Raw genomic sequence first — 17,696 nt, 5'->3', positions numbered from 1 at the left:
TTTCAAGATTTCAAGATTTCTAAGCCCTACGTCACTTTTCTAACCTCTGACTTTGCGTCATTCCGAGGAGCCTAAGCGACATCAGGAATCTCTTCTCTTAATCTGACTTCTTAGTCGAACGAGTTACCCGCAGCACTTCTTGTATTTCTTACCACTGCCACAAATACACGGATCATTACGGCCGATTTTAAAGCTCTCAACGGTTTGATTTAAGCGTGGGTCAATTTCTGGTTGTGTAGTTTGTTCCTGCTCTGGGAAGGTACCATCAATGTAGTACCAAAGACCGTCTTCACGTATAAAGCGAGAGCGTTCTTGCATGCAGTATTGCGCGCCTTCTTCATTGAAGTAAGCTTTAAACTCAACAAAGCCTTCGTCTTGGTGCGAGCCTACCGCAGTATCGATGACTTCTAGTCCTGCCCAATCACTGTTGATAGATTCGGCAATACCTTCTCTTTGCGCTTCTGCGTTGCAGCTAGGGTGGTAAGTCGCAACAACATAGTCAACTAAACCCAACACGTGCGCTGAATAACGAGAGCGCATCAACTGTTCAGGCGTTTCAACAGCACTGTGGTGAAGGTGCGCTGATTCACAGCACTGTTGGTAAGTATTTTTGCTACCGCATGGGCATAAAGACATAGTCAGATCCTGTAAAAATGGCCTCTATTAAGAGGCCATAAGTGAATGCGTGGGAGTTTACCAAGAAACGATCGCTCACCAAAGTTTGGTTTCTGTTGAAGTTATTGAAATTATCAAAGTGTTAGCGCGAAGTTTACTATTTCAAGGCTGGAGACAATAGCTCTTGAGCCCAAGTCGTCGCTTCGTCATAAGCTTGACCAAGTTGAGCTTCACTCAGTTTGAGAAGCTGGCGAATACGAGTCGCTTCTTCCCAACGAGCTTGCTCATACGCAACCACCATCGCCAATACAGCACCTAACACGCCTTTACGTTGAATCAAGGCTTGTTTGATCTCGATGTCGATCGGCACTGAATCGAGTACTTGTTTCAATGGTTGGTCAAAGAGTGAGTCCAACAGAGAGAACATACCGGTCAAAAAGGCTTGTCCAGGCTCAACCTTAACATTCATCTTCTCAACCAAGAGTTCACACTGACGTGCGCGTATTACCGCTAAGCCATAAAGTGAGTCCGGCTTATCTTCTTTCGCGGATGCGATAGCCACCAGTGAAACGAACTTACGCAGTTTCTGTTCACCAAGGTAAATAAGCGCTTGGCGGAATGAACGAATCGTTGTTGGTGAACCGCCAGCGGAGTTTACGTAGGTAAGTAGCTTATACGACATGGTCACATCGAGCGTAATCAAACGCTCTACTTCACCAAAGTCGATAGGGTCGTGCGCAATCTCTTTTAACAGCTGAACGGTCGTCAGGAATGCCGGGTTGAGCGCACGCGTTTGGATCATCTCTGGCTTGCTAAAGAAATAACCTTGAAAGTAGGTGAAGCCTGCTTTTTTCGCTTCTTGGTATTCTTCGTACGTTTCTACTTTCTCAGCAAGGAACTTGATATCTAGCCCTTTGAGAGAGTTCATAAACATCGCTGCTTTGGCAATTGGCGTCAAACGGATATCGAACTTGATAATTGAAACGTAGGGTAAGAAGCGCTTCCAAGCTTTACTTGGCACAAAGTCGTCTAGCGCAATGGTATAACCCGCGTCAAAGATGGTTTTGATTGCTTCAAGTAATTCGTCTGTTGGTTCGCAGTCTTCAAGAACCTCAACAACGAGGCTTTCTTTGGGGAACAGAGTAGGGACTAAGTTGATTAGGCTTGCATATGGGAAGTTCACGAACCCAAGCTTATCACCCAACGTATTATAGTGGGTCGATAAGAAGTGATCGGAAAGCAAACGGCTAGTAGCGAGCTCCGGCTCTACTTCAGGGAAAGTGTTCTTAGGACCATCCCTGAATAGCAACTCGTAACCTATGGTTTTCTTGCCTGTGTCGAGTATTGGTTGACGCGCTACGTATGAATATTTCAACTTGGTACTGTGTTCGGTTTATTTCTGGTAGAGAGATAATAGCTAATTCACTAGAAATTACCATACACTTTCTAAGAAAGTCTGACCGACAATAATAATCAAAGTGAAAGTTTAAGCGTGATGTTAAAAGCTATTGCTAAACGCTCGATTCTGTAGTTCAAAACTTTGCGGCGTGAACACCAGCACTGAGCCTTGCGTATACCAATCGCCAAGTACGATACGGGTTTTAGTGCAATTGTTAGCATTAAATGTATGGATGTCTGGGCGGTGAGTATGGCCGTGGATCATCAGATCGACATTGTTTCGTTCCATCACATCTTCGACTTCTTGCTGTGTCACATCCATGATGTCGAGAGACTTGGTCTGCTTGTCATCTTTGATATCTGATTGAACCTTTGAAACAATTTTCTTCTTGATGAAAAATGGAATTCGGTTGAAGACCCATTGTAACCATGGCTGATGCACTTTTTCGCGAAAGGCGAGGTACTTTACATCTTCAGTACATAGGGTATCTCCATGCAATACTACCGCTTTTTGCCCGTAGATATCGATCGTAGAAACTTCGTCGAGAAGTTGTACGCCCGTTTGCTTAGCAAATTTTTTGCCGACTAAGAAGTCGCGGTTCCCTTGAGTAAAGTAACAAGGCACGCCTGTTTTCACTAAGTCGATAAACGCTTGGCGGATAGAAGTCGCGAATTCACTCTTATCATCGTCACCAATCCAGAATTCGAAAAGGTCACCTAATACGTAAAGTGCATCCGCTTCTACGGCTTCTTTCTTCATAAAGGTTAAGAAGCAGTCTGTGATGTCTTCTCGTGACGGAGAAAGGTGCAGATCTGATATAAAATATGTTTTCATAGGTCTAAAAAAAGGGAGCGATTCGCTCCCTATATCCTGATTTTATCGGCTCATCAATACTAACCGAAAGCGATGAATTAAGCTTCGATTGTAGTACCAGTGATGATCACTTCTTCTAGAGGTACATCTTGGTGCATACCCATAGAACCAGTGCTAACACCTTTAATCTTGTTTACGATGTCCATGCCTTCAACAACTTCTGCGAATACACAGTAGCCCCAACCGTCTAGGCTTTCGCTACGGAAGTTTAGGAAAGAGTTGTCGTTAACGTTGATGAAGAACTGAGAGCTCGCTGAATGCGGTTCCATAGTACGAGCCATTGCTAGCGTACCAACTTTGTTCGCTAGACCGTTGTTTGCTTCGTTCTTGATCGTTGCACGAGTTGCCTTTTCTTTAAGGCCAGAAGTCATGCCGCCGCCTTGAATCATGAAACCATCGATAACACGGTGGAATAGTGTGTTGTCGTAGAAACCGTCACGGCAATACTGTAGAAAGTTTGCGCTTGTTTCTGGTGCTTTTTCTTCGTTAAGTTGAACTTTGATATCACCAAAATTTGTGTGAAGGATGATCATGATTGTTACCTTACTGTCTTTTTAATATGAAGTTCGAATTCTAGCGCATGTTGGCAGACTTTCAAATCACCAAATCATTAACTTAACTCGGATGTTTGAGGTAATACCAATCGTAGTAAATAACTGGCCATCCTAGCTTGTTAAAACACTTGATAACGTCGTTAGAAATTTTGAATGTAGAATAACTACTTATCGAAACTTTTTGTCGAAAAGAGCTTCCTTGTTCTCAAGCATTTTTTCTGCGCTATTTATGACCATCTACTTACCGTGATTGGTATAATTCCTGCTTTTAGGGATTACCTATTAAGGTATGACTTGTTATACTGCGAGCTTATTTTGATTAATCCATAAAATAGATAGAGATCATGCTGAAGATATATAACACGCTCACAAGACAGAAAGAGGAATTCAAACCAATTACAGCTGGCAAAGTCGGCATGTATGTCTGTGGGGTAACCATATACGATCTCTGTCATATTGGTCATGGTCGTACGTTCGTTTCTTTCGACGTAGTAACTCGTTACCTTCGTTACCTTGGTTACGATTTGAATTTCGCTCGTAACATCACAGATATCGATGACAAAATCATCAAACGCGCTAACGAAAACGGTGAGTCTTGTGACTCTCTGACTGAGCGTTTAATCGGTGAGATGCACGCTGACTTTGATGCATTGAACATGAAGCGTCCAGATGTTGAGCCTCGTGCGACAGAATACATCACTGAAATCATCGAGCTTGTTGAAAAGCTGATTGAACGTGGTTTCGCATACGTTGCAAGCAACGGCGACGTGATGTTTGAAGTAAAGAAATTCGACGAATACGGTAAGCTTTCAAAGCAAGACCTTGATCAGCTTCAAGCGGGTGCTCGCGTTGATGTTGAATCTGCAAAACGCAGCCCACTAGACTTCGTTCTTTGGAAGATGTCTAAGCCAGGTGAACCTACATGGGAATCGCCATGGGGCCCGGGTCGTCCAGGTTGGCACATCGAATGTTCAGCAATGAACTCGTCTATTCTTGGTAACCACTTCGATATCCACGGTGGTGGTTCAGATCTGCAGTTCCCTCACCACGAAAACGAAATCGCACAGTCTTGCTGCGCGCACGGCACTCAGTATGTAAATACTTGGATGCACAGTGGTATGGTGATGGTAGACAAAGAGAAGATGTCTAAGTCACTAGGTAACTTCTTCACTATCCGTGACGTGCTAGCACATTACGATGCTGAAACAGTACGTTACTTCCTAATGTCTGGTCACTACCGTAGCCAGCTAAACTACAGCGAAGATAACCTAAACCAAGCTCGCGCATCACTAGAGCGTCTATACACGTCACTTCGTGGCCTAGACCTTACAGCCGCTCCTGCCGGTGGCGAAGAGTACGTGACTCGATTCTCTACAGCGATGAACGATGATTTCAACACACCTGAAGCTTATTCAGTACTGTTTGAAATGGCTCGTGAAATCAACCGTATCAAGCCTGAAAGCATTGAAAAAGCAAGCGGACTGGGTGCATTGATGCGTGAACTAGCAGACATCATCGGTATTCTTCACCAAGAGCCAGAAGCCTTCCTACAAGGTGATGCGGCAGGTAACGACGACGAAGTGGCTGAAATCGAAGCGTTGATCAAACTGCGTAACGACTCTCGTGCTTCAAAGGATTGGGCAAATGCCGACCTTGCACGTGATAAGCTAAACGAGTTGGGTATTGTTCTGGAAGATGGCCCAGAAGGCACGACTTGGCGTCGTAAGTAAATCTTATAAAAAGGGCTGATTTTCAGCCCTTTTTTCTAGCACGAATTCTCTATTTTCACCTTTTCTATCTTCAACTTTTAATTAACAGGAATATTTCTGTGGCTCAGATGTATTTTTATTACTCGGCAATGAATGCGGGTAAATCAACAACGCTTCTTCAATCTTCATTCAACTACCAAGAACGTGGCATGACGCCAGTGATCTTTACGGCAGCTTTGGACGATCGCTATGGTATCGGTAAAGTGAGCTCACGAATTGGTCTGCAATCTGAAGCTCAGCTGTTTAAAAATGACACCAACATGTTTGATGCGATCAAAAAGCTCAATGAGGAAGAAAAGCGTCATTGTGTTTTGATCGATGAGTGCCAATTTTTATCGAAGGAGCAGGTGTACCAATTAACAGAAGTGGTTGATAAGCTGCACATCCCTGTACTTTGTTACGGCCTACGTACCGATTTCCTGGGTGAACTGTTTGAAGGTAGCCGTTACTTACTGTCTTGGGCAGATAAACTTGTTGAGCTTAAAACAATTTGTCACTGTGGCCGTAAAGCGAACATGGTAATTCGTACCGACGAGCACGGTGTGGCGATTGCTGAGGGCGACCAAGTGGCTATTGGCGGTAACGACAAATACGTTTCTGTTTGCCGTCTGCACTACAAAGAAGCGTTAGGTAAATAAGCAGCTCTATTTGCTAACGCGAAAGAACGAAAAACGGTGACCAAGTGTCACCGTTTTTGTTTATTGGGCCTGTGTTTTGCTTTCTTCCAAGCCGAGCTTTTGTTTTATTTCCTGCCGAGCTTTTACTTTGTTCAAAGTCTAACTTTTGCTTATTCGAAACCGAGCTTCTTCAATGCTTGATAGGCGTGGTCAACGTCGTCGGGGATCGGCATCTCAATCTGAAAGCCTTTCTCTGGGTAGGATTTGATTCGCTCGTAATCAGCAATTAATGCGCCTAACACCATATCTAACGGCAACTCTTCGTTAAAGTAATCATCCCAAGTTTGCCATCGCGACGTCACGGTAATCTCGGAAGTTTCGTCAGGCCACTGTTTACTGAAGGTTGCGTAGGTACGTTTCTCCATGAAGGGCTTCTGAACTAAGGTTAGCCTCTTCGGCGATAACCCTTTTTCTGTCAGCAACTCATGAGTGAATCGTACATTTTCCCCAGTATTTGTTGCGTGTTTCTCTATGATAATGTCAGAGTCAGGCACGCCACAATCTCGTGCGATAGAAGCGAATGTTTCTGCTTCTGAGCGTTCAAAGCTTCTTTCGGTAAAGCGTCCCACACCGCCAGAAAAAACGATGTAAGGCGCGATCTGTTGGTGATAAAGCTCGGCTGCATATTCAGCTACGCGAGTATCGTTGCTACACAATACAAAGATACAGTCGGAAGGCGTAACCTTGTGACCCATCGACATAAAGTTCCAAAGGGTGTCGACTGAGCGATGCAGTTTTATGTTGGGATTTTTGTTAGCAATAGATTGTTCAGTCATGAAGTGCGTCCAGTGTGGATTCGAATTTAAATGAATAACCTAAGTCGAGAATCTTCTTCGAAGAGATTAACTTGTCTGGGGTATCAACAACAGCGGGCAGAGGCTCACTGCTGTTGGCGCTTTTCAGTGCCGCGGCATAAAACTCCGCCTTACTGACTGTATTTGGTGTGGTCACGTTAACTATTTCATTGTGCAGTTGACTGATAGCGAAATCGACAGCACCAATTGCATCATCAAGGTGCAGCATGTTGGCTGGAGCTTGAGTGCTGACTTGTTTTAACTTGCTTGCGAAGCGTGATGGGTGACGGCTTGGGCCGATTAAGCCACTAAAGCGAAGAATGGTGTAGTCGATACCGGAATCAATCACTGACTGTTCAGCTTGCAGCATGATTCGTGCGTTATCGGAAAATAAAGACGCGTGCTCGTTATCTGAGGTCGAAAGGGGGAGTGATGCATCCAGCTCGTTCAGCACACCCGGCTTAGTTGGGTATACCGTAGTTGAACTAACCATAATGAGCTTTTTAATGTTGGCCTTTTGGCATGCATTGGTGAGTTGCTGCCAGTAGTCGGCATACTCTTGTCCTGCTCCTTTTCTAAAGCCAGGAGGGAAGCTGCCAATCACAATTTCAGTGTTGTTTTCGAGTAACAATGAATAGAGTCGCCCGATAGTCTGTTGTGGATCGGATGAATCAAAGCTAAACACTTCACATGGAATTTGTTCGCTACCAATGGCATCTGCTCCCGCTTGGGTCGTTTTCGTGACCACTACTCGGTTACCATGTTTTTCTAAATGTTCAGATAAAGGTGCACCTACCCATCCTGCACCGACAATAAATATAGAAGCCATGTGTTCCTCACAACTGCAAATGACGAATTTACAATAAGCCTAACAAAGCTTTGCCCAAAAATGAAAAAACTCCACGGCCGAAGCAAGTGGAGTTTTTACTAGAACAATGGAGCTTTAGTTTAGTACGCGAAGAAGCTTGTCTGCGCGCTCTGCCATCTCGATACCTTCATCTGTTAGGTAACCGCCGTCTGGCTGAGTACAAAGGTTTTTTTCGAATAGGCGCTTAACAGCGTCTTGAGTTTCTTGAGCTGCCTCTTGATGGACTTTAATTCCAGTAGCTGCACTACTTACATCAAATTGAAGAAGGAGGTTTAAATCAGCAATATGTTCAGCGTTGTACTTCATAATTGACCTATATATTCATAACGTTCTCTACCTTCACCTTAGTGCGCATTCTCGGCTCAGGCAATAGCAAATAAAGAGAATTGATAAGTGATACCAAATTGATTGATTAATCATCGAGTGATGAGTTTATTTTGGTTATATTGGGTGATTTGCACCCACTTAAATCATCAGTGATGTTTATTGCTAAGTGGTTGTAATATATTGTGACTAGAAATAATTTGCATTGAGCGAATATTGTATAAAAAGGATATGCATAAGTGAGAGCGAACAAAGTAGCATTAACGATCAGTATGCTATTTGCTATCTCAGGTTGTCAAAGTACACCCTCAGAGCAGACAGACGCGAACCAAACCACAAACAACAATAATGAATCGACAATAGAGGTCCGTTCATTTCAGTCTGTCCAAAGCGTTTACTCCGAATGGGAAGTTAAGCTTGAAGACCATGCTCAATTGTCTCTCTATGCACCAGAGAATTACAATGAACTATTAGACGCATGGGATGATGCTGAAAGCATTTATGCGGACTTACTTAAAGACGAAACTCGGATAACCAAGAGTTACTCCATTTTTTCGAGCCTAACTTACGCTGAAGCCTTCGATGAAAAAATCGCTTTGATCAAATCAAACTATGACTCGATCTTAGTGTTAAAGAAGAAGGCTGATCGAGTACTCGCGGATTCGATTGTCCAAATGGATTACCTGAAGTTTCTTGGCGCAGATACCATGTTTACCTCGAGCTACAAACGTTTGTATTCAGAATACAGCGAGTTGTTCGAGTATGTGCTGGTCGATGAGCTTGAAGACGCTCAAGAAGCGCAGGTGGAATTTCTTAACAATGCTCGCTTACTAGAAGTTAAAGTGGCGCATAAGAAATACATCGAACCTTTGAAGAACGAATTAGAGTTCTTGGAAGATGAAGATTTCGATGACGTTGTTCCACTGACGTTTGCTAAAGCGGCATCTCAAATTGCTTTGGCAGAAAGCCAAGTGAAAGCCAGTCCCCGTGAAAAGTCTATCATTGAAGACGCAGTTCACGCTGCGGAGTTCGAATTAAACCACGTGCGCAGTGTCGCTCATGAAGTAAAAGTGCTCGCGAGTGTAAAAGGCGACAAGTTCGAACAATCGGTTTTGAATGCAGAGAATCAGTTGCTGAGCATTTCACAAGTGGTTAATGATGAAGATCACCGTGATGTTGTATTGCGCCTTCAGTCTCAAAAAATTGTAGCGAGTGTTAAAGCGCTGAAAGGCTCAGACATGACGGCGTCATTAAAGTCAGAGATTAAAACTTTGACTGAGCAATTAGCTAAGCTGGAGTCTGAAAACCAGAAGCAAGCGCAGCAACTGTCTGAAGCAACCAAGCACAGTGAGTTGCTCGGTGAGCAGATTACCAAGAGTGATGCTCACATTAAAAGCTTAGAAGAGTTAGTGGATAGTTTGAAAAGCTTAGGTGGCAAAGTGGCCAACGAAAGTGATTCTGATGCGATCTCGCCGAGTATTGAAACAAATCTAGAGAACCCGGCTCTAGAACTATCATCAGAAGAAGTGATTGAACCTTCGGTTTAGCATAACCAATGTCTTTATTTGTGACTGACTTAAAAGCGCCTCTGGGCGCTTTTTTACGTTCTGTTGATCTATGTCAAAATCTGAAAAGAAAAGCTCTCAAAACACGGCTATAGTGTACGTCATTCTTATGGTTTTAACGTAACTTGTTGATATTTATAGATGTGTTGTTTTTATCGTTGGTAGTTTTTCATTCATCAGAGTTTTCTTTTTACTACTAAAGTCGTAAGAAATTTCAATATCATTGAAGGTTTGGTGTTTTCTTAGTTGTTGAAGGAAATTCGAGCTTAAAATAGCTCTTGAATTCAGAAATGAAAGAGAGGATTATCGCGCTCCCGACGACATGTTTCAAAATGTAAATCATCATGAATCTAAACCAATTTGACTCATTATTACCGCCACAAATGGCTGAGCGCGCTGCAGATATTGGCGTAGGTAAAGCAACTAAAGATCCAATCAAATCTTTTCTCCTAGCGATTTCAGCTGGCATCCATATCGGTATTGCGTTTGTGTTCTACACCATCGTAACGACCGGTGCTGGTGATTTGCCTTGGGGTATTACTCGCCTATTAGGTGGCCTTGCATTTAGCCTGGGCTTAATTCTCGTTGTTGTTACCGGTGGTGAGTTATTTACCAGTTCGGTGCTTACTCTTGTTGCTCGTGCAAGTGGTAAAATTACTTGGCGCACGCTCGTCAAGAACTGGGCTACGGTTTATGTAGGTAACTTGATTGGCGCATTGTTGCTGGTGGCATGTATGCTTCTGACTAAACAGTACATGTTTGACCATGGCCAGGTTGGTTTAAATGCAATGGCGATTTCCCAACACAAGATGCACCATGATTTTATCCAAGCTATCGCGCTTGGTATCATGTGTAATGTATTGGTTTGTATCGCGGTATGGATGACGTTTAGTGGACGTACACTTACCGACAAAATCGCGGTAATGATTTTACCTGTTGCGATGTTCGTATCAGCTGGTTTCGAGCACTGTATTGCGAATATGTTCCAAGTCCCTTTAGCTATCGGCATTAAAACATTTGCTTCGGCTGAATTTTGGACAATGACAGGCGCTAACCCAGCGGACTATGTTGATCTGAACATGGCGGACTTTTTGATGAACAACTTGCTGCCCGTTACCATCGGTAACATCATTGGCGGCGGTATCTTTGTTGGTATGTGGTACTGGTTGATCTACCTACGTGACTAACTCAGTTGACGAGATGAGTTAACGCTCTGTGGAAACACTGAACTGACTTATGACATTTACAAGACGGCCTGCATTGCAGGCCGTTTTTTATTTGTGGAAAACCTACTTCTTCATCTCTCTAATGATCATCTGAAAATTCAACAGCGCTGATTACCATGTGTGTATATGTCTTTGAAATCACCCAAAGATCGAAGGCGATGATCTTTCCTTGGGTCGAAATGGACAAAAAAGGATCTATATTGATTTGGTTATCCACAGTTTCTGTGGATAACCTGTCTCAAATTCAGTGAGTAACCAGATCTAAGTGGAGCAGGGAGGTTATTTCGAAGGCTGTATTTGAGCGAGAACTCGCCCTTCTTTGGTTAAAGATGTCTTCAATGAGAGGTGAAGTGCAAGGGCTAGAGAGCAGCTCATCATCACGAAAATTGCCAGCATGATCATCAGTTGATACTTAATCGCGATCATCGGCGAAGCACCACCTAAGATTTGTCCCGTCATCATTCCCGGCAGCGTTACTAGGCCTGTGGTTGCCATAGAGGCCATGATAGGGGACATCGCTTTCTGTATCGCATTACGTACAAAAGGCGCAGCAGCATAAGTAGGAGACGCGCCTAACGCGATTGCGGCTTCATATTCTGATTTCTGTGTTTCAAAGGCACCAAACAGGTTCTGCAATGCCACTATATTACTGCTTAAGCTATTACCCAATAACATCCCTGCGATCGGGATAAGGTACTGCGCGTTAAAAACCGGTGTCGGTTTAATGATGAAAAAGCAGATGAACAAGACAATAGGTACACAAGTTACCGCAAGGCTAACGGCGACAGGAGCCAAAAGTAGGTTTCTTGGCAGTCTAGATTTTTCAACAATCGAGCTTGCACCGACGATAATCATAGTAAATAACCACAGCAAATTGACCCACAAACTATTCAAAGTGAACAAGTATTCTAGGTAAAGTCCCACCAGAAATAGCTGAATAACCATACGAATGATGCTGATAGAAGCCTCTTTGCCAAGGCCGAGTTTTAACTTGTGGTTGATGGTAATGGGTAGCAAGAGAAGTGAGCTGAAGAACAATAACTGCCACCAAGATATATCAATAACGTCTTGCATAATGTTTCCTTTTAAGTAGGTCCCCATCATATCTGAAAGTGCCAAATGATGCATTTCAGCTTCTCAGCCGTTGCTTTAAAAAATACTCAATAATTTAACAATCAAACCACAAAATATTGGTTTTTTGAGGCATTTTTGGCTACTACTTAGTAGGTAAAACGTTAAAATTGGTTACAATACGGTTGCGCAGGTGTTGGAATTTAACATTTGTGAAATATACTTAATTCTTCACATTTGTTAATACTTTTTAATAACTTTGTTTAACTAAAAACAACTTTGGATGAGCTCAAAAAAGTATTGATTAGCAAGGGTTATAACGGGAGATTTGATTGAACCCTACTTTGAGTATGGTCTAAAATTTGTCGTTAGATACTTAAGAACTTTAGCCCCATAGAATGGGTTACTCGAAATTACTAAATACAAAATAGGCAAAATGTATGAGTGATGTTAATAAAATTGAAACTAGCGAAAAACATTCGCTGGAGTGGAAGTCTTTCCTCTTCATCGCGGTGGTTCTCTTCCCAATATTAAGTGTGGCTTTTGTAGGCGGTTACGGCTTCCTAGTTTGGGCACTGCAAGTGTTTGTATTCGGACCTCCAGGTGCTCACGGCGGCATGTAATGCCCTCTAAGTAACAACATTTTTTAAAATCAATATTTAAGAGAGCTAAACATGAAATCATTTTTAGTTAAATTATGGCGCACAATGACTCGCCCAGCAGTACACATCAGTCTTGGTGTACTAACTATGGGTGGCTTTATCGCCGGTGTTATTTTCTGGGGCGGTTTTAACACAGCTCTAGAGCACACAAATACAGAAGAATTCTGTGTAAGCTGTCACACCATGCGTGACAACGTATACGTAGAACTACAAGAAACGGTTCACTGGAAAAACACTTCTGGTGTACGTGCTACTTGTCCTGACTGTCACGTTCCACATGAATGGACAGCAAAAATCGCTCGTAAGATGCAAGCTTCTAAAGAAGTATTCGCTCAAGTATTTGGTGACCTAGATACGCCTGAGAAATTCGAAGCTCGTCGTATCGAACTGGCTAAACACGAATGGGATCGCTTCTCTTCGAACAAATCTCTAGAGTGTAAAAACTGCCACAACTACGATTCAATGGATTTCGAAAACATGCGCCCAACAGCGCGTATCCAGATGAAGAACGCGGCAGAGCGTGATCAAAGCTGTGTTGACTGTCACAAAGGTATTGCTCACAACCTTCCATTAGATATGGCATCAGCGAGCGGTATTGTTGGCGAGCTAGAAAACGTAGCAAGCAGCACATCTTACGCAAATGGTTCAGACGTGATCTCTATTCGTCACCTACCAATGTACACAGATGAAACAGCTGAAGTTGAAGCGGGTCTATTAAGCCCTGCAAGTAAAGTTGCGGTTATCGACGAAAAAGGCGACATGATCAAGATTCAAATCGACGGTTGGCGTAAAGCGAAAGGCTTCGGACGTGTAATCCAAGAAGACTTCGGTATGAACATCTCAACTGCAATCTTGACGAAAGAAGTATCTCAAAGTGACGTTATCACTGTTGGTGAGAAGAAAGAAGATGAGCTTACTGGCCTTCCATGGGAAGAAGTTAACCTAGCACTTTGGATGAAGAAAGAGTCTATGGTTGATAACTTCGATCCAATCTGGAACGCAGCGGGTCAAGCGTACCAATCTAACTGTTCAACGTGTCACTCACAGCCAGATGAAGCTCACTTCAGCGCTAACGGTTGGGTAGGCATGCTAGATGGTATGATTGCATTCGTTAACTTCGATACAGATACAGAAGCACTGGTTCTTAAGTATCTACAGAAGCACTCATCAGATTTTTCTGAAGGCCATCACTAATAAGACGTCAATTGGAGTAACACAATGGCAATTACAAGAAGAAGTTTTCTGAAAGGTGTCGCGACGACAAGTGCGGCATCGGTTATCGGTCCAAGCTTATTGGCGTCGGCTTCAGCATCTGCTGCAGAAACAGACGGCGCGTGGAAAGTCTCTGGTTCTCACTGGGGTGCATTCCGAGCTCGCGTTTACGCGGGTAAAGTACAAGAAATTAAACCTCTAGAAATCGATCAGCACCCAACAGAGATGCTGAAAGGTATTAAAGGTATTATCTACAGCCCATCACGTGTGCGTTACCCAATGGTTCGCCTAGATTGGTTGAAGAAGCATAAGTACAGCGCAGACACGCGTGGTAACAACCGCTTTATTCGTGTGACTTGGGATGAGGCACTAGACCTTGTTTACCGCGAGCTAGAGCGCGTACAGAAAGATTACGGTCCATGGGCGCTTCACACAGGTCAAACTGGTTGGAGACAAACAGGTCAGTTCCATAGCTGTACTAACCACATGCAACGTGCAATGGCACTTCACGGTTACTCTGTGAAGAAAATCGGTGACTACTCAACAGGTGCTGGTCAAACGATCATGCCTTACGTGCTAGGTTCTACTGAAGTTTACGCACAAGGTACATCTTGGGAACTTATCCTAGAAAACAGTGACAACATTGTTCTTTGGGGTAACGATCCAGTTAAAAACCTTCAAGTAGGTTGGACATGTGAGACTCACGAGTCGTTCGCATACCTAGAACAGCTGAAAGAAAAAGTTGCTAAGAAAGAGATCAACGTTGTTTCTGTTGACCCTGTTAAAAACAAAACAGGTCGTTACCTAGAAAACGAGCAAATGTACATCAACCCACAAACTGATGTGGCGTTCATGCTTGGTGTTGCTCACGTTCTTTACAACGAAGGCCTATACGACAAGAAGTTCATCGAAACTTACTGTCTAGGTTTTGAAGATTTCATCAAGTACGTTCAAGGTGAAACGAAAGACAGAGTTGAGAAGACGCCAGAATGGGCTTCTGCTATCTGTGGCGCAAGCGCGGACTCTATTCGTGACTTCGCTAAGATGCTGGTTAACGGTCGTACACAGATTCTTGTGGGTTGGAGTATCCAACGTCAAGAGCACGGTGAACAGCCTTACTGGATGTGTGCAGTTATCGCAGCAATGGTTGGCCAAATTGGTCTTCCGGGCGGTGGTATCTCTTACGGTCACCACTACTCTGGTATCGGTGTATCTTCAACTGGCTTCGCTGCTCCGGGTTCATTCCCGCTGAACATCGACAAAGGTCAATCGCCTAAGCACACTAACACTGATTACAACGGTTACAGCCGCGTAATCCCTGTTGCTCGTTGGGTAGATAGCCTGTTAGAGCCAGGTAAGAAGATCAAAGCAAACGGCGCAACAGTGACACTGCCTGACATCAAGATGATGGTATTCAGTGGTAACAACCCGTGGCACCACCACCAAGATCGCAACAAGATGCGTAAAGCATTCAAGAGCCTACAAACTGTAGTGGCTGTTGATTTCGCTTGGACTGCAACTTGTCGTCACTCTGATATTGTTCTTCCAGCTTGTACTCAGTGGGAACGTAACGATATCGATGGTTACGGCGCGTACTCTGGCCGTGGTTTGATCGCAATGCACAAGCTAGTGGATCCTCTGTTCCAGTCTAAGACTGACTTCGAGATCATGTCTAGCCTAACTAAGCGTTGGGGTCGTTACGACGATTACACGCGTGGTATGGACGAAATGCAGTGGGTTAAATCTCTGTACGACGAATGTCGCGCATCAAACGAAGGTAGCTTCGAAATGCCTGAGTTTGCTGAGTTCTGGGAGAAAGGTTTCCTAGACTTCGGCAAAGGTAAGCCATGGACTCGTCACGCTTCATTCCGTGAAGATCCAGAGATCAACGCACTAGGCACGCCTTCTGGTTTCATCGAAATCACAAGCCGTACTGTTGGCAACATGGGTTACGAGCACTGTCAAGAACACCCAATGTGGTTCGAGAAATCTGAACGTTCACACGGTGGTCCAGGCTCTGACAAGCACCCGTACTGGCTACAATCTTGTCACCCAGACAAGCGTCTTCACTCTCAGATGTGTGAATCTGAAGAGTGGCGTGCGACTTACGCGGTACAAGGCCGTGAGCCAATCTACATCAACCCAGTAGATGCTAAGAAGAAAGGCATCAAAGATGGCGATGTAGTACGTGTGTTTAACGACCGTGGTCAACTACTAGCAGGTGCTGTTCTAATGGATAGCTACGCTCCTGGTGTTGTTCGTATCGAAGAAGGTGCTTGGTACGGTCCGATCAACGAGAAAGTGGGCGCGCTAGATACATACGGCGATCCAAACACACTGACTCAAGATATCGGTACGTCTGAACTTGCTCAAGCAACGTCAGCAAACACATGTTTGGTTGATTTCGAGAAGTTCCAAGGCAAACTGCCTCCAGTAACTTCATTCGGTGGTCCAATCGAAGTTTCTTAAGTCTTGTCTTAAGAACCAAGATTAAAGCTTGAATTAAAGCCCCTGTAAGCACTCTTACAGGGGCTTTTTGTATTTTTGATATCAGTGTTGGTGTTTCTAAATAAGCATTATACAGGGTTAATAGAGGGCGTTTTTGAGACAGGCTGTAACGCGCTGTTTGAGAGAGGTGGTAGAAGCAGTGAAGCAGGAAGGGAATGTAAAAAGAACCTGTGGAAAGACTTAAGCAGGCGGAAACAAAAAGGCCGATACAAAGTACCGACCTTACAGAAGCCTATGGAGTTAACTCTACTCAAGTTAGATCTCAAATATAAACCAGTAGCTATAAGCACAGATTAGTGCGGGCACACTAGAGTATAAGGTCGCGACCAGTGCCGCTTTGGGAGCCATCGCAATCGCAGGGAATAGCGCGTCACCATCATTTGAAATTGCGTTACCTACCTGAGCCGAAAGTGGCAGGGCGCCTGAAAGGTATAAGCTAGTGACCAATAATTGCGGTCCACAGCCCGGTAGCAAACCCATCAACACGCCAGCCAGGGGGAGCATGATGCCCCAGCTTGAGAATAGCGTCGCAAAATCAACATTTGCTATCACAGAGCCAAATTCAAAGAAAAGAAAGGCAACCACCACCCAAGCGGTGACAAAGTTTGTATCTTGAGCGGTCTTTTGCAATGGGTGAGAGCCTATACACTTTTCGTCCTCACTCACGGCTGATTTGTAATCCTCAATTTCACGGGTTAGCCCCCACAGAAACATCGAGCTGATCAGCAAAACTGTCCCCGCCCATTCCATCGACATTTCAGGCAAAGCGAGCAGCTCGTTCACATCGACTTGAAAAGAGCCAAGTAGGGCAACGGCAGCACCCGGAATAATCAGTACAGACCACAGGTAACCTTGCAGGTTTATCGCTTTTTTAGAGACCGATTCTTTGTCTTGAGATTGAGAAGCACAGCTGCTCACCACTTCATTTTTCTGTGCTTTTTTTGGGCGTAAGAAGTCGTCTGCGTGAAACAAGTTAATGATTCGGCCTGACGCAGTACCCACAATCACGCCCATCGCCATCATGGCTAAACCTGTCTTAGGCTCGCTCGCTATGAGCAGGAACGCCGCGTCACCTATGGTTGAGACGAGCACCGCAACTACCGCACCAAATCCGAGTTTTCCCGAGATAAATTGTGTGGTTACCACTATCGCACCGCCACAGCCGGGCAACGCGCCCATGAGAGCCGCGAATACCACTTGGTTTGAACGAGATTGATGGACGAGCTTATTGAAGACGTTATCTTTGTTTATGTACAGACTTAACCAGTGGTAAATAGCCAAGGTTAAAGCAACATAACAAGACACAGCCCAAAACGCGTCTGACAAAGTAGTCACCGTCAGCTCTCGTGTAGCTGGGGCTGCAACCAAAGCTGCAAGTGAGACAGGCAAAAGCAGGCGCTTAAAGGACAGTGAAAACTGAGTTGTTTTCGCAGCACTACTGCTTGGCAAAAAAGAGATTAGTCGATCCATAGGTGTTACTCAAAATTAGTGGCTTAAGATAAATATATACGAATGATAATAATTATCAATTGCATTTGTTGTTTTTTTATCTATTGTTACTATTGGCTAAACCCACGAA

Annotated in this window: 16 protein-coding genes; 7 read left to right on the top strand and 9 right to left on the bottom strand. The window is 44.0% G+C overall.

Annotation, left to right across the window (positions count from 1 at the left end; translation table 11 throughout):
• Positions 1-123: 123 nt before the first annotated feature.
• The 4 genes from AB4558_RS18650 to AB4558_RS18635 all read right to left on the bottom strand — a co-directional run bounded on the left by AB4558_RS18650 (position 124) and on the right by AB4558_RS18635 (position 3,420).
• Positions 124-636 carry a YchJ family protein gene (locus AB4558_RS18650; protein ID WP_017060272.1) on the bottom strand — a complete coding sequence of 171 codons (513 nt, stop codon included), beginning with the start codon at positions 634-636 and terminating at the stop codon, positions 124-126.
• Positions 637-772: 136 nt separating this feature from the next.
• Positions 773-1,990 (bottom strand): EAL and HDOD domain-containing protein, encoded by a 1,218-nt coding sequence (locus AB4558_RS18645; protein WP_029235542.1) that lies wholly within the window; start codon positions 1,988-1,990, stop codon positions 773-775.
• Positions 1,991-2,113: 123 nt separating this feature from the next.
• Positions 2,114-2,848: a UDP-2,3-diacylglucosamine diphosphatase gene (lpxH, locus tag AB4558_RS18640; RefSeq protein ID WP_017060274.1), complete on the bottom strand. Its 735-nt coding sequence runs from the start codon at positions 2,846-2,848 to the stop codon at positions 2,114-2,116.
• A 77-nt stretch (positions 2,849-2,925) separates the two neighbouring features.
• Positions 2,926-3,420, bottom strand: a complete 495-nt coding sequence (locus AB4558_RS18635) for a peptidylprolyl isomerase (RefSeq protein WP_017060275.1) — start codon at positions 3,418-3,420, stop codon at positions 2,926-2,928.
• A 365-nt stretch (positions 3,421-3,785) separates the two neighbouring features.
• Here AB4558_RS18635 and cysS point away from each other — a divergent pair, with 365 nt between their 5' ends.
• Complete coding sequence (cysS, locus tag AB4558_RS18630; RefSeq protein ID WP_372073098.1) at positions 3,786-5,171, top strand: cysteine--tRNA ligase; 1,386 nt, start codon at positions 3,786-3,788, stop codon at positions 5,169-5,171.
• A gap of 98 nt (positions 5,172-5,269) precedes the next feature.
• Positions 5,270-5,848 carry a thymidine kinase gene (locus tag AB4558_RS18625; RefSeq protein WP_017060277.1) on the top strand — a complete coding sequence of 193 codons (579 nt, stop codon included), beginning with the start codon at positions 5,270-5,272 and terminating at the stop codon, positions 5,846-5,848.
• Positions 5,849-5,997: 149 nt separating this feature from the next.
• Here the strand turns inward: AB4558_RS18625 and AB4558_RS18620 are convergent, their stop codons facing one another.
• The 3 genes from AB4558_RS18620 to AB4558_RS18610 form a co-directional block, all read right to left on the bottom strand.
• Positions 5,998-6,663: a YdcF family protein gene (locus AB4558_RS18620; protein WP_032545711.1), complete on the bottom strand. Its 666-nt coding sequence runs from the start codon at positions 6,661-6,663 to the stop codon at positions 5,998-6,000.
• Positions 6,656-7,510 (bottom strand): NAD(P)H-binding protein, encoded by an 855-nt coding sequence (locus AB4558_RS18615; RefSeq protein ID WP_017060279.1) that lies wholly within the window; start codon positions 7,508-7,510, stop codon positions 6,656-6,658. The genes AB4558_RS18620 and AB4558_RS18615 overlap by 8 nt, the downstream gene beginning before the upstream one ends.
• Positions 7,511-7,624: 114 nt before the next feature.
• Positions 7,625-7,855: a TIGR02647 family protein gene (locus tag AB4558_RS18610; RefSeq protein ID WP_017060280.1), complete on the bottom strand. Its 231-nt coding sequence runs from the start codon at positions 7,853-7,855 to the stop codon at positions 7,625-7,627.
• 257 nt (positions 7,856-8,112) lie between these two features.
• On the opposite strand from AB4558_RS18610, the gene AB4558_RS18605 reads away from it, so the two are divergent.
• Both AB4558_RS18605 and focA read left to right on the top strand, forming a co-directional pair.
• The gene (locus tag AB4558_RS18605) at positions 8,113-9,420 is read left to right on the top strand and encodes an ATPase (RefSeq protein ID WP_372073096.1); all 1,308 of its coding nucleotides are present in this window, start codon (positions 8,113-8,115) and stop codon (positions 9,418-9,420) included.
• Positions 9,421-9,782: 362 nt separating this feature from the next.
• The gene (gene focA / locus AB4558_RS18600; protein WP_017072124.1) at positions 9,783-10,625 is read left to right on the top strand and encodes a formate transporter FocA; all 843 of its coding nucleotides are present in this window, start codon (positions 9,783-9,785) and stop codon (positions 10,623-10,625) included.
• Positions 10,626-10,943: 318 nt separating this feature from the next.
• Here the strand turns inward: focA and AB4558_RS18595 are convergent, their stop codons facing one another.
• Positions 10,944-11,738, bottom strand: coding sequence for an ABC transporter permease (locus tag AB4558_RS18595; protein ID WP_050645084.1), 795 nt, complete (start codon positions 11,736-11,738; stop codon positions 10,944-10,946).
• 437 nt (positions 11,739-12,175) lie between these two features.
• Between AB4558_RS18595 and torE the strand changes: the two genes are divergently transcribed.
• The 3 genes from torE to torA are packed head-to-tail and all read left to right on the top strand — an operon-like array spanning position 12,176 to position 16,078.
• Positions 12,176-12,358: a trimethylamine N-oxide reductase system protein TorE gene (gene torE / locus AB4558_RS18590; RefSeq protein WP_017060298.1), complete on the top strand. Its 183-nt coding sequence runs from the start codon at positions 12,176-12,178 to the stop codon at positions 12,356-12,358.
• Between the two features lie 51 nt (positions 12,359-12,409).
• Positions 12,410-13,591 (top strand): pentaheme c-type cytochrome TorC, encoded by a 1,182-nt coding sequence (gene torC / locus AB4558_RS18585; RefSeq protein ID WP_017060299.1) that lies wholly within the window; start codon positions 12,410-12,412, stop codon positions 13,589-13,591.
• Between the two features lie 24 nt (positions 13,592-13,615).
• The gene (gene torA / locus AB4558_RS18580; protein ID WP_017067667.1) at positions 13,616-16,078 is read left to right on the top strand and encodes a trimethylamine-N-oxide reductase TorA; all 2,463 of its coding nucleotides are present in this window, start codon (positions 13,616-13,618) and stop codon (positions 16,076-16,078) included.
• Positions 16,079-16,372: 294 nt separating this feature from the next.
• Here the strand turns inward: torA and AB4558_RS18575 are convergent, their stop codons facing one another.
• Positions 16,373-17,587, bottom strand: a complete 1,215-nt coding sequence (locus tag AB4558_RS18575) for a putative manganese transporter (protein WP_372073094.1) — start codon at positions 17,585-17,587, stop codon at positions 16,373-16,375.
• Positions 17,588-17,696: the final 109 nt, after the last annotated feature.

It is taken from the genome of Vibrio sp. 10N.222.51.C5, from assembly GCF_041474575.1.
In the GTDB taxonomy this organism is placed as follows: Bacteria; Pseudomonadota; Gammaproteobacteria; order Enterobacterales; family Vibrionaceae; genus Vibrio; species Vibrio crassostreae_C.
Note: the sequence above shows the minus strand (reverse complement) of the source record. Positions and strands in the feature narration are given on the sequence as shown.

Bases quoted from the DNA above. Each gene is read 5' to 3' on its own strand.
- cysS (WP_372073098.1), top strand. From the start codon at position 3,786: ATGCTGAAGATATATAACACGCTCACAAGACAGAAAGAGGAATTCAAA.
- AB4558_RS18615 (WP_017060279.1), bottom strand. From the start codon at position 7,510: ATGGCTTCTATATTTATTGTCGGTGCAGGATGGGTAGGTGCACCTTTA.
- AB4558_RS18610 (WP_017060280.1), bottom strand. From the start codon at position 7,855: ATGAAGTACAACGCTGAACATATTGCTGATTTAAACCTCCTTCTTCAA.
- AB4558_RS18575 (WP_372073094.1), bottom strand. From the start codon at position 17,587: ATGGATCGACTAATCTCTTTTTTGCCAAGCAGTAGTGCTGCGAAAACA.
- lpxH (WP_017060274.1), bottom strand. From the start codon at position 2,848: ATGAAAACATATTTTATATCAGATCTGCACCTTTCTCCGTCACGAGAA.
- AB4558_RS18635 (WP_017060275.1), bottom strand. From the start codon at position 3,420: ATGATCATCCTTCACACAAATTTTGGTGATATCAAAGTTCAACTTAAC.
- AB4558_RS18620 (WP_032545711.1), bottom strand. From the start codon at position 6,663: ATGACTGAACAATCTATTGCTAACAAAAATCCCAACATAAAACTGCAT.
- torA (WP_017067667.1), top strand. From the start codon at position 13,616: ATGGCAATTACAAGAAGAAGTTTTCTGAAAGGTGTCGCGACGACAAGT.
- AB4558_RS18650 (WP_017060272.1), bottom strand. From the start codon at position 636: ATGTCTTTATGCCCATGCGGTAGCAAAAATACTTACCAACAGTGCTGT.
- torC (WP_017060299.1), top strand. From the start codon at position 12,410: ATGAAATCATTTTTAGTTAAATTATGGCGCACAATGACTCGCCCAGCA.
- AB4558_RS18595 (WP_050645084.1), bottom strand. From the start codon at position 11,738: ATGCAAGACGTTATTGATATATCTTGGTGGCAGTTATTGTTCTTCAGC.
- focA (WP_017072124.1), top strand. From the start codon at position 9,783: ATGAATCTAAACCAATTTGACTCATTATTACCGCCACAAATGGCTGAG.
- torE (WP_017060298.1), top strand. From the start codon at position 12,176: ATGAGTGATGTTAATAAAATTGAAACTAGCGAAAAACATTCGCTGGAG.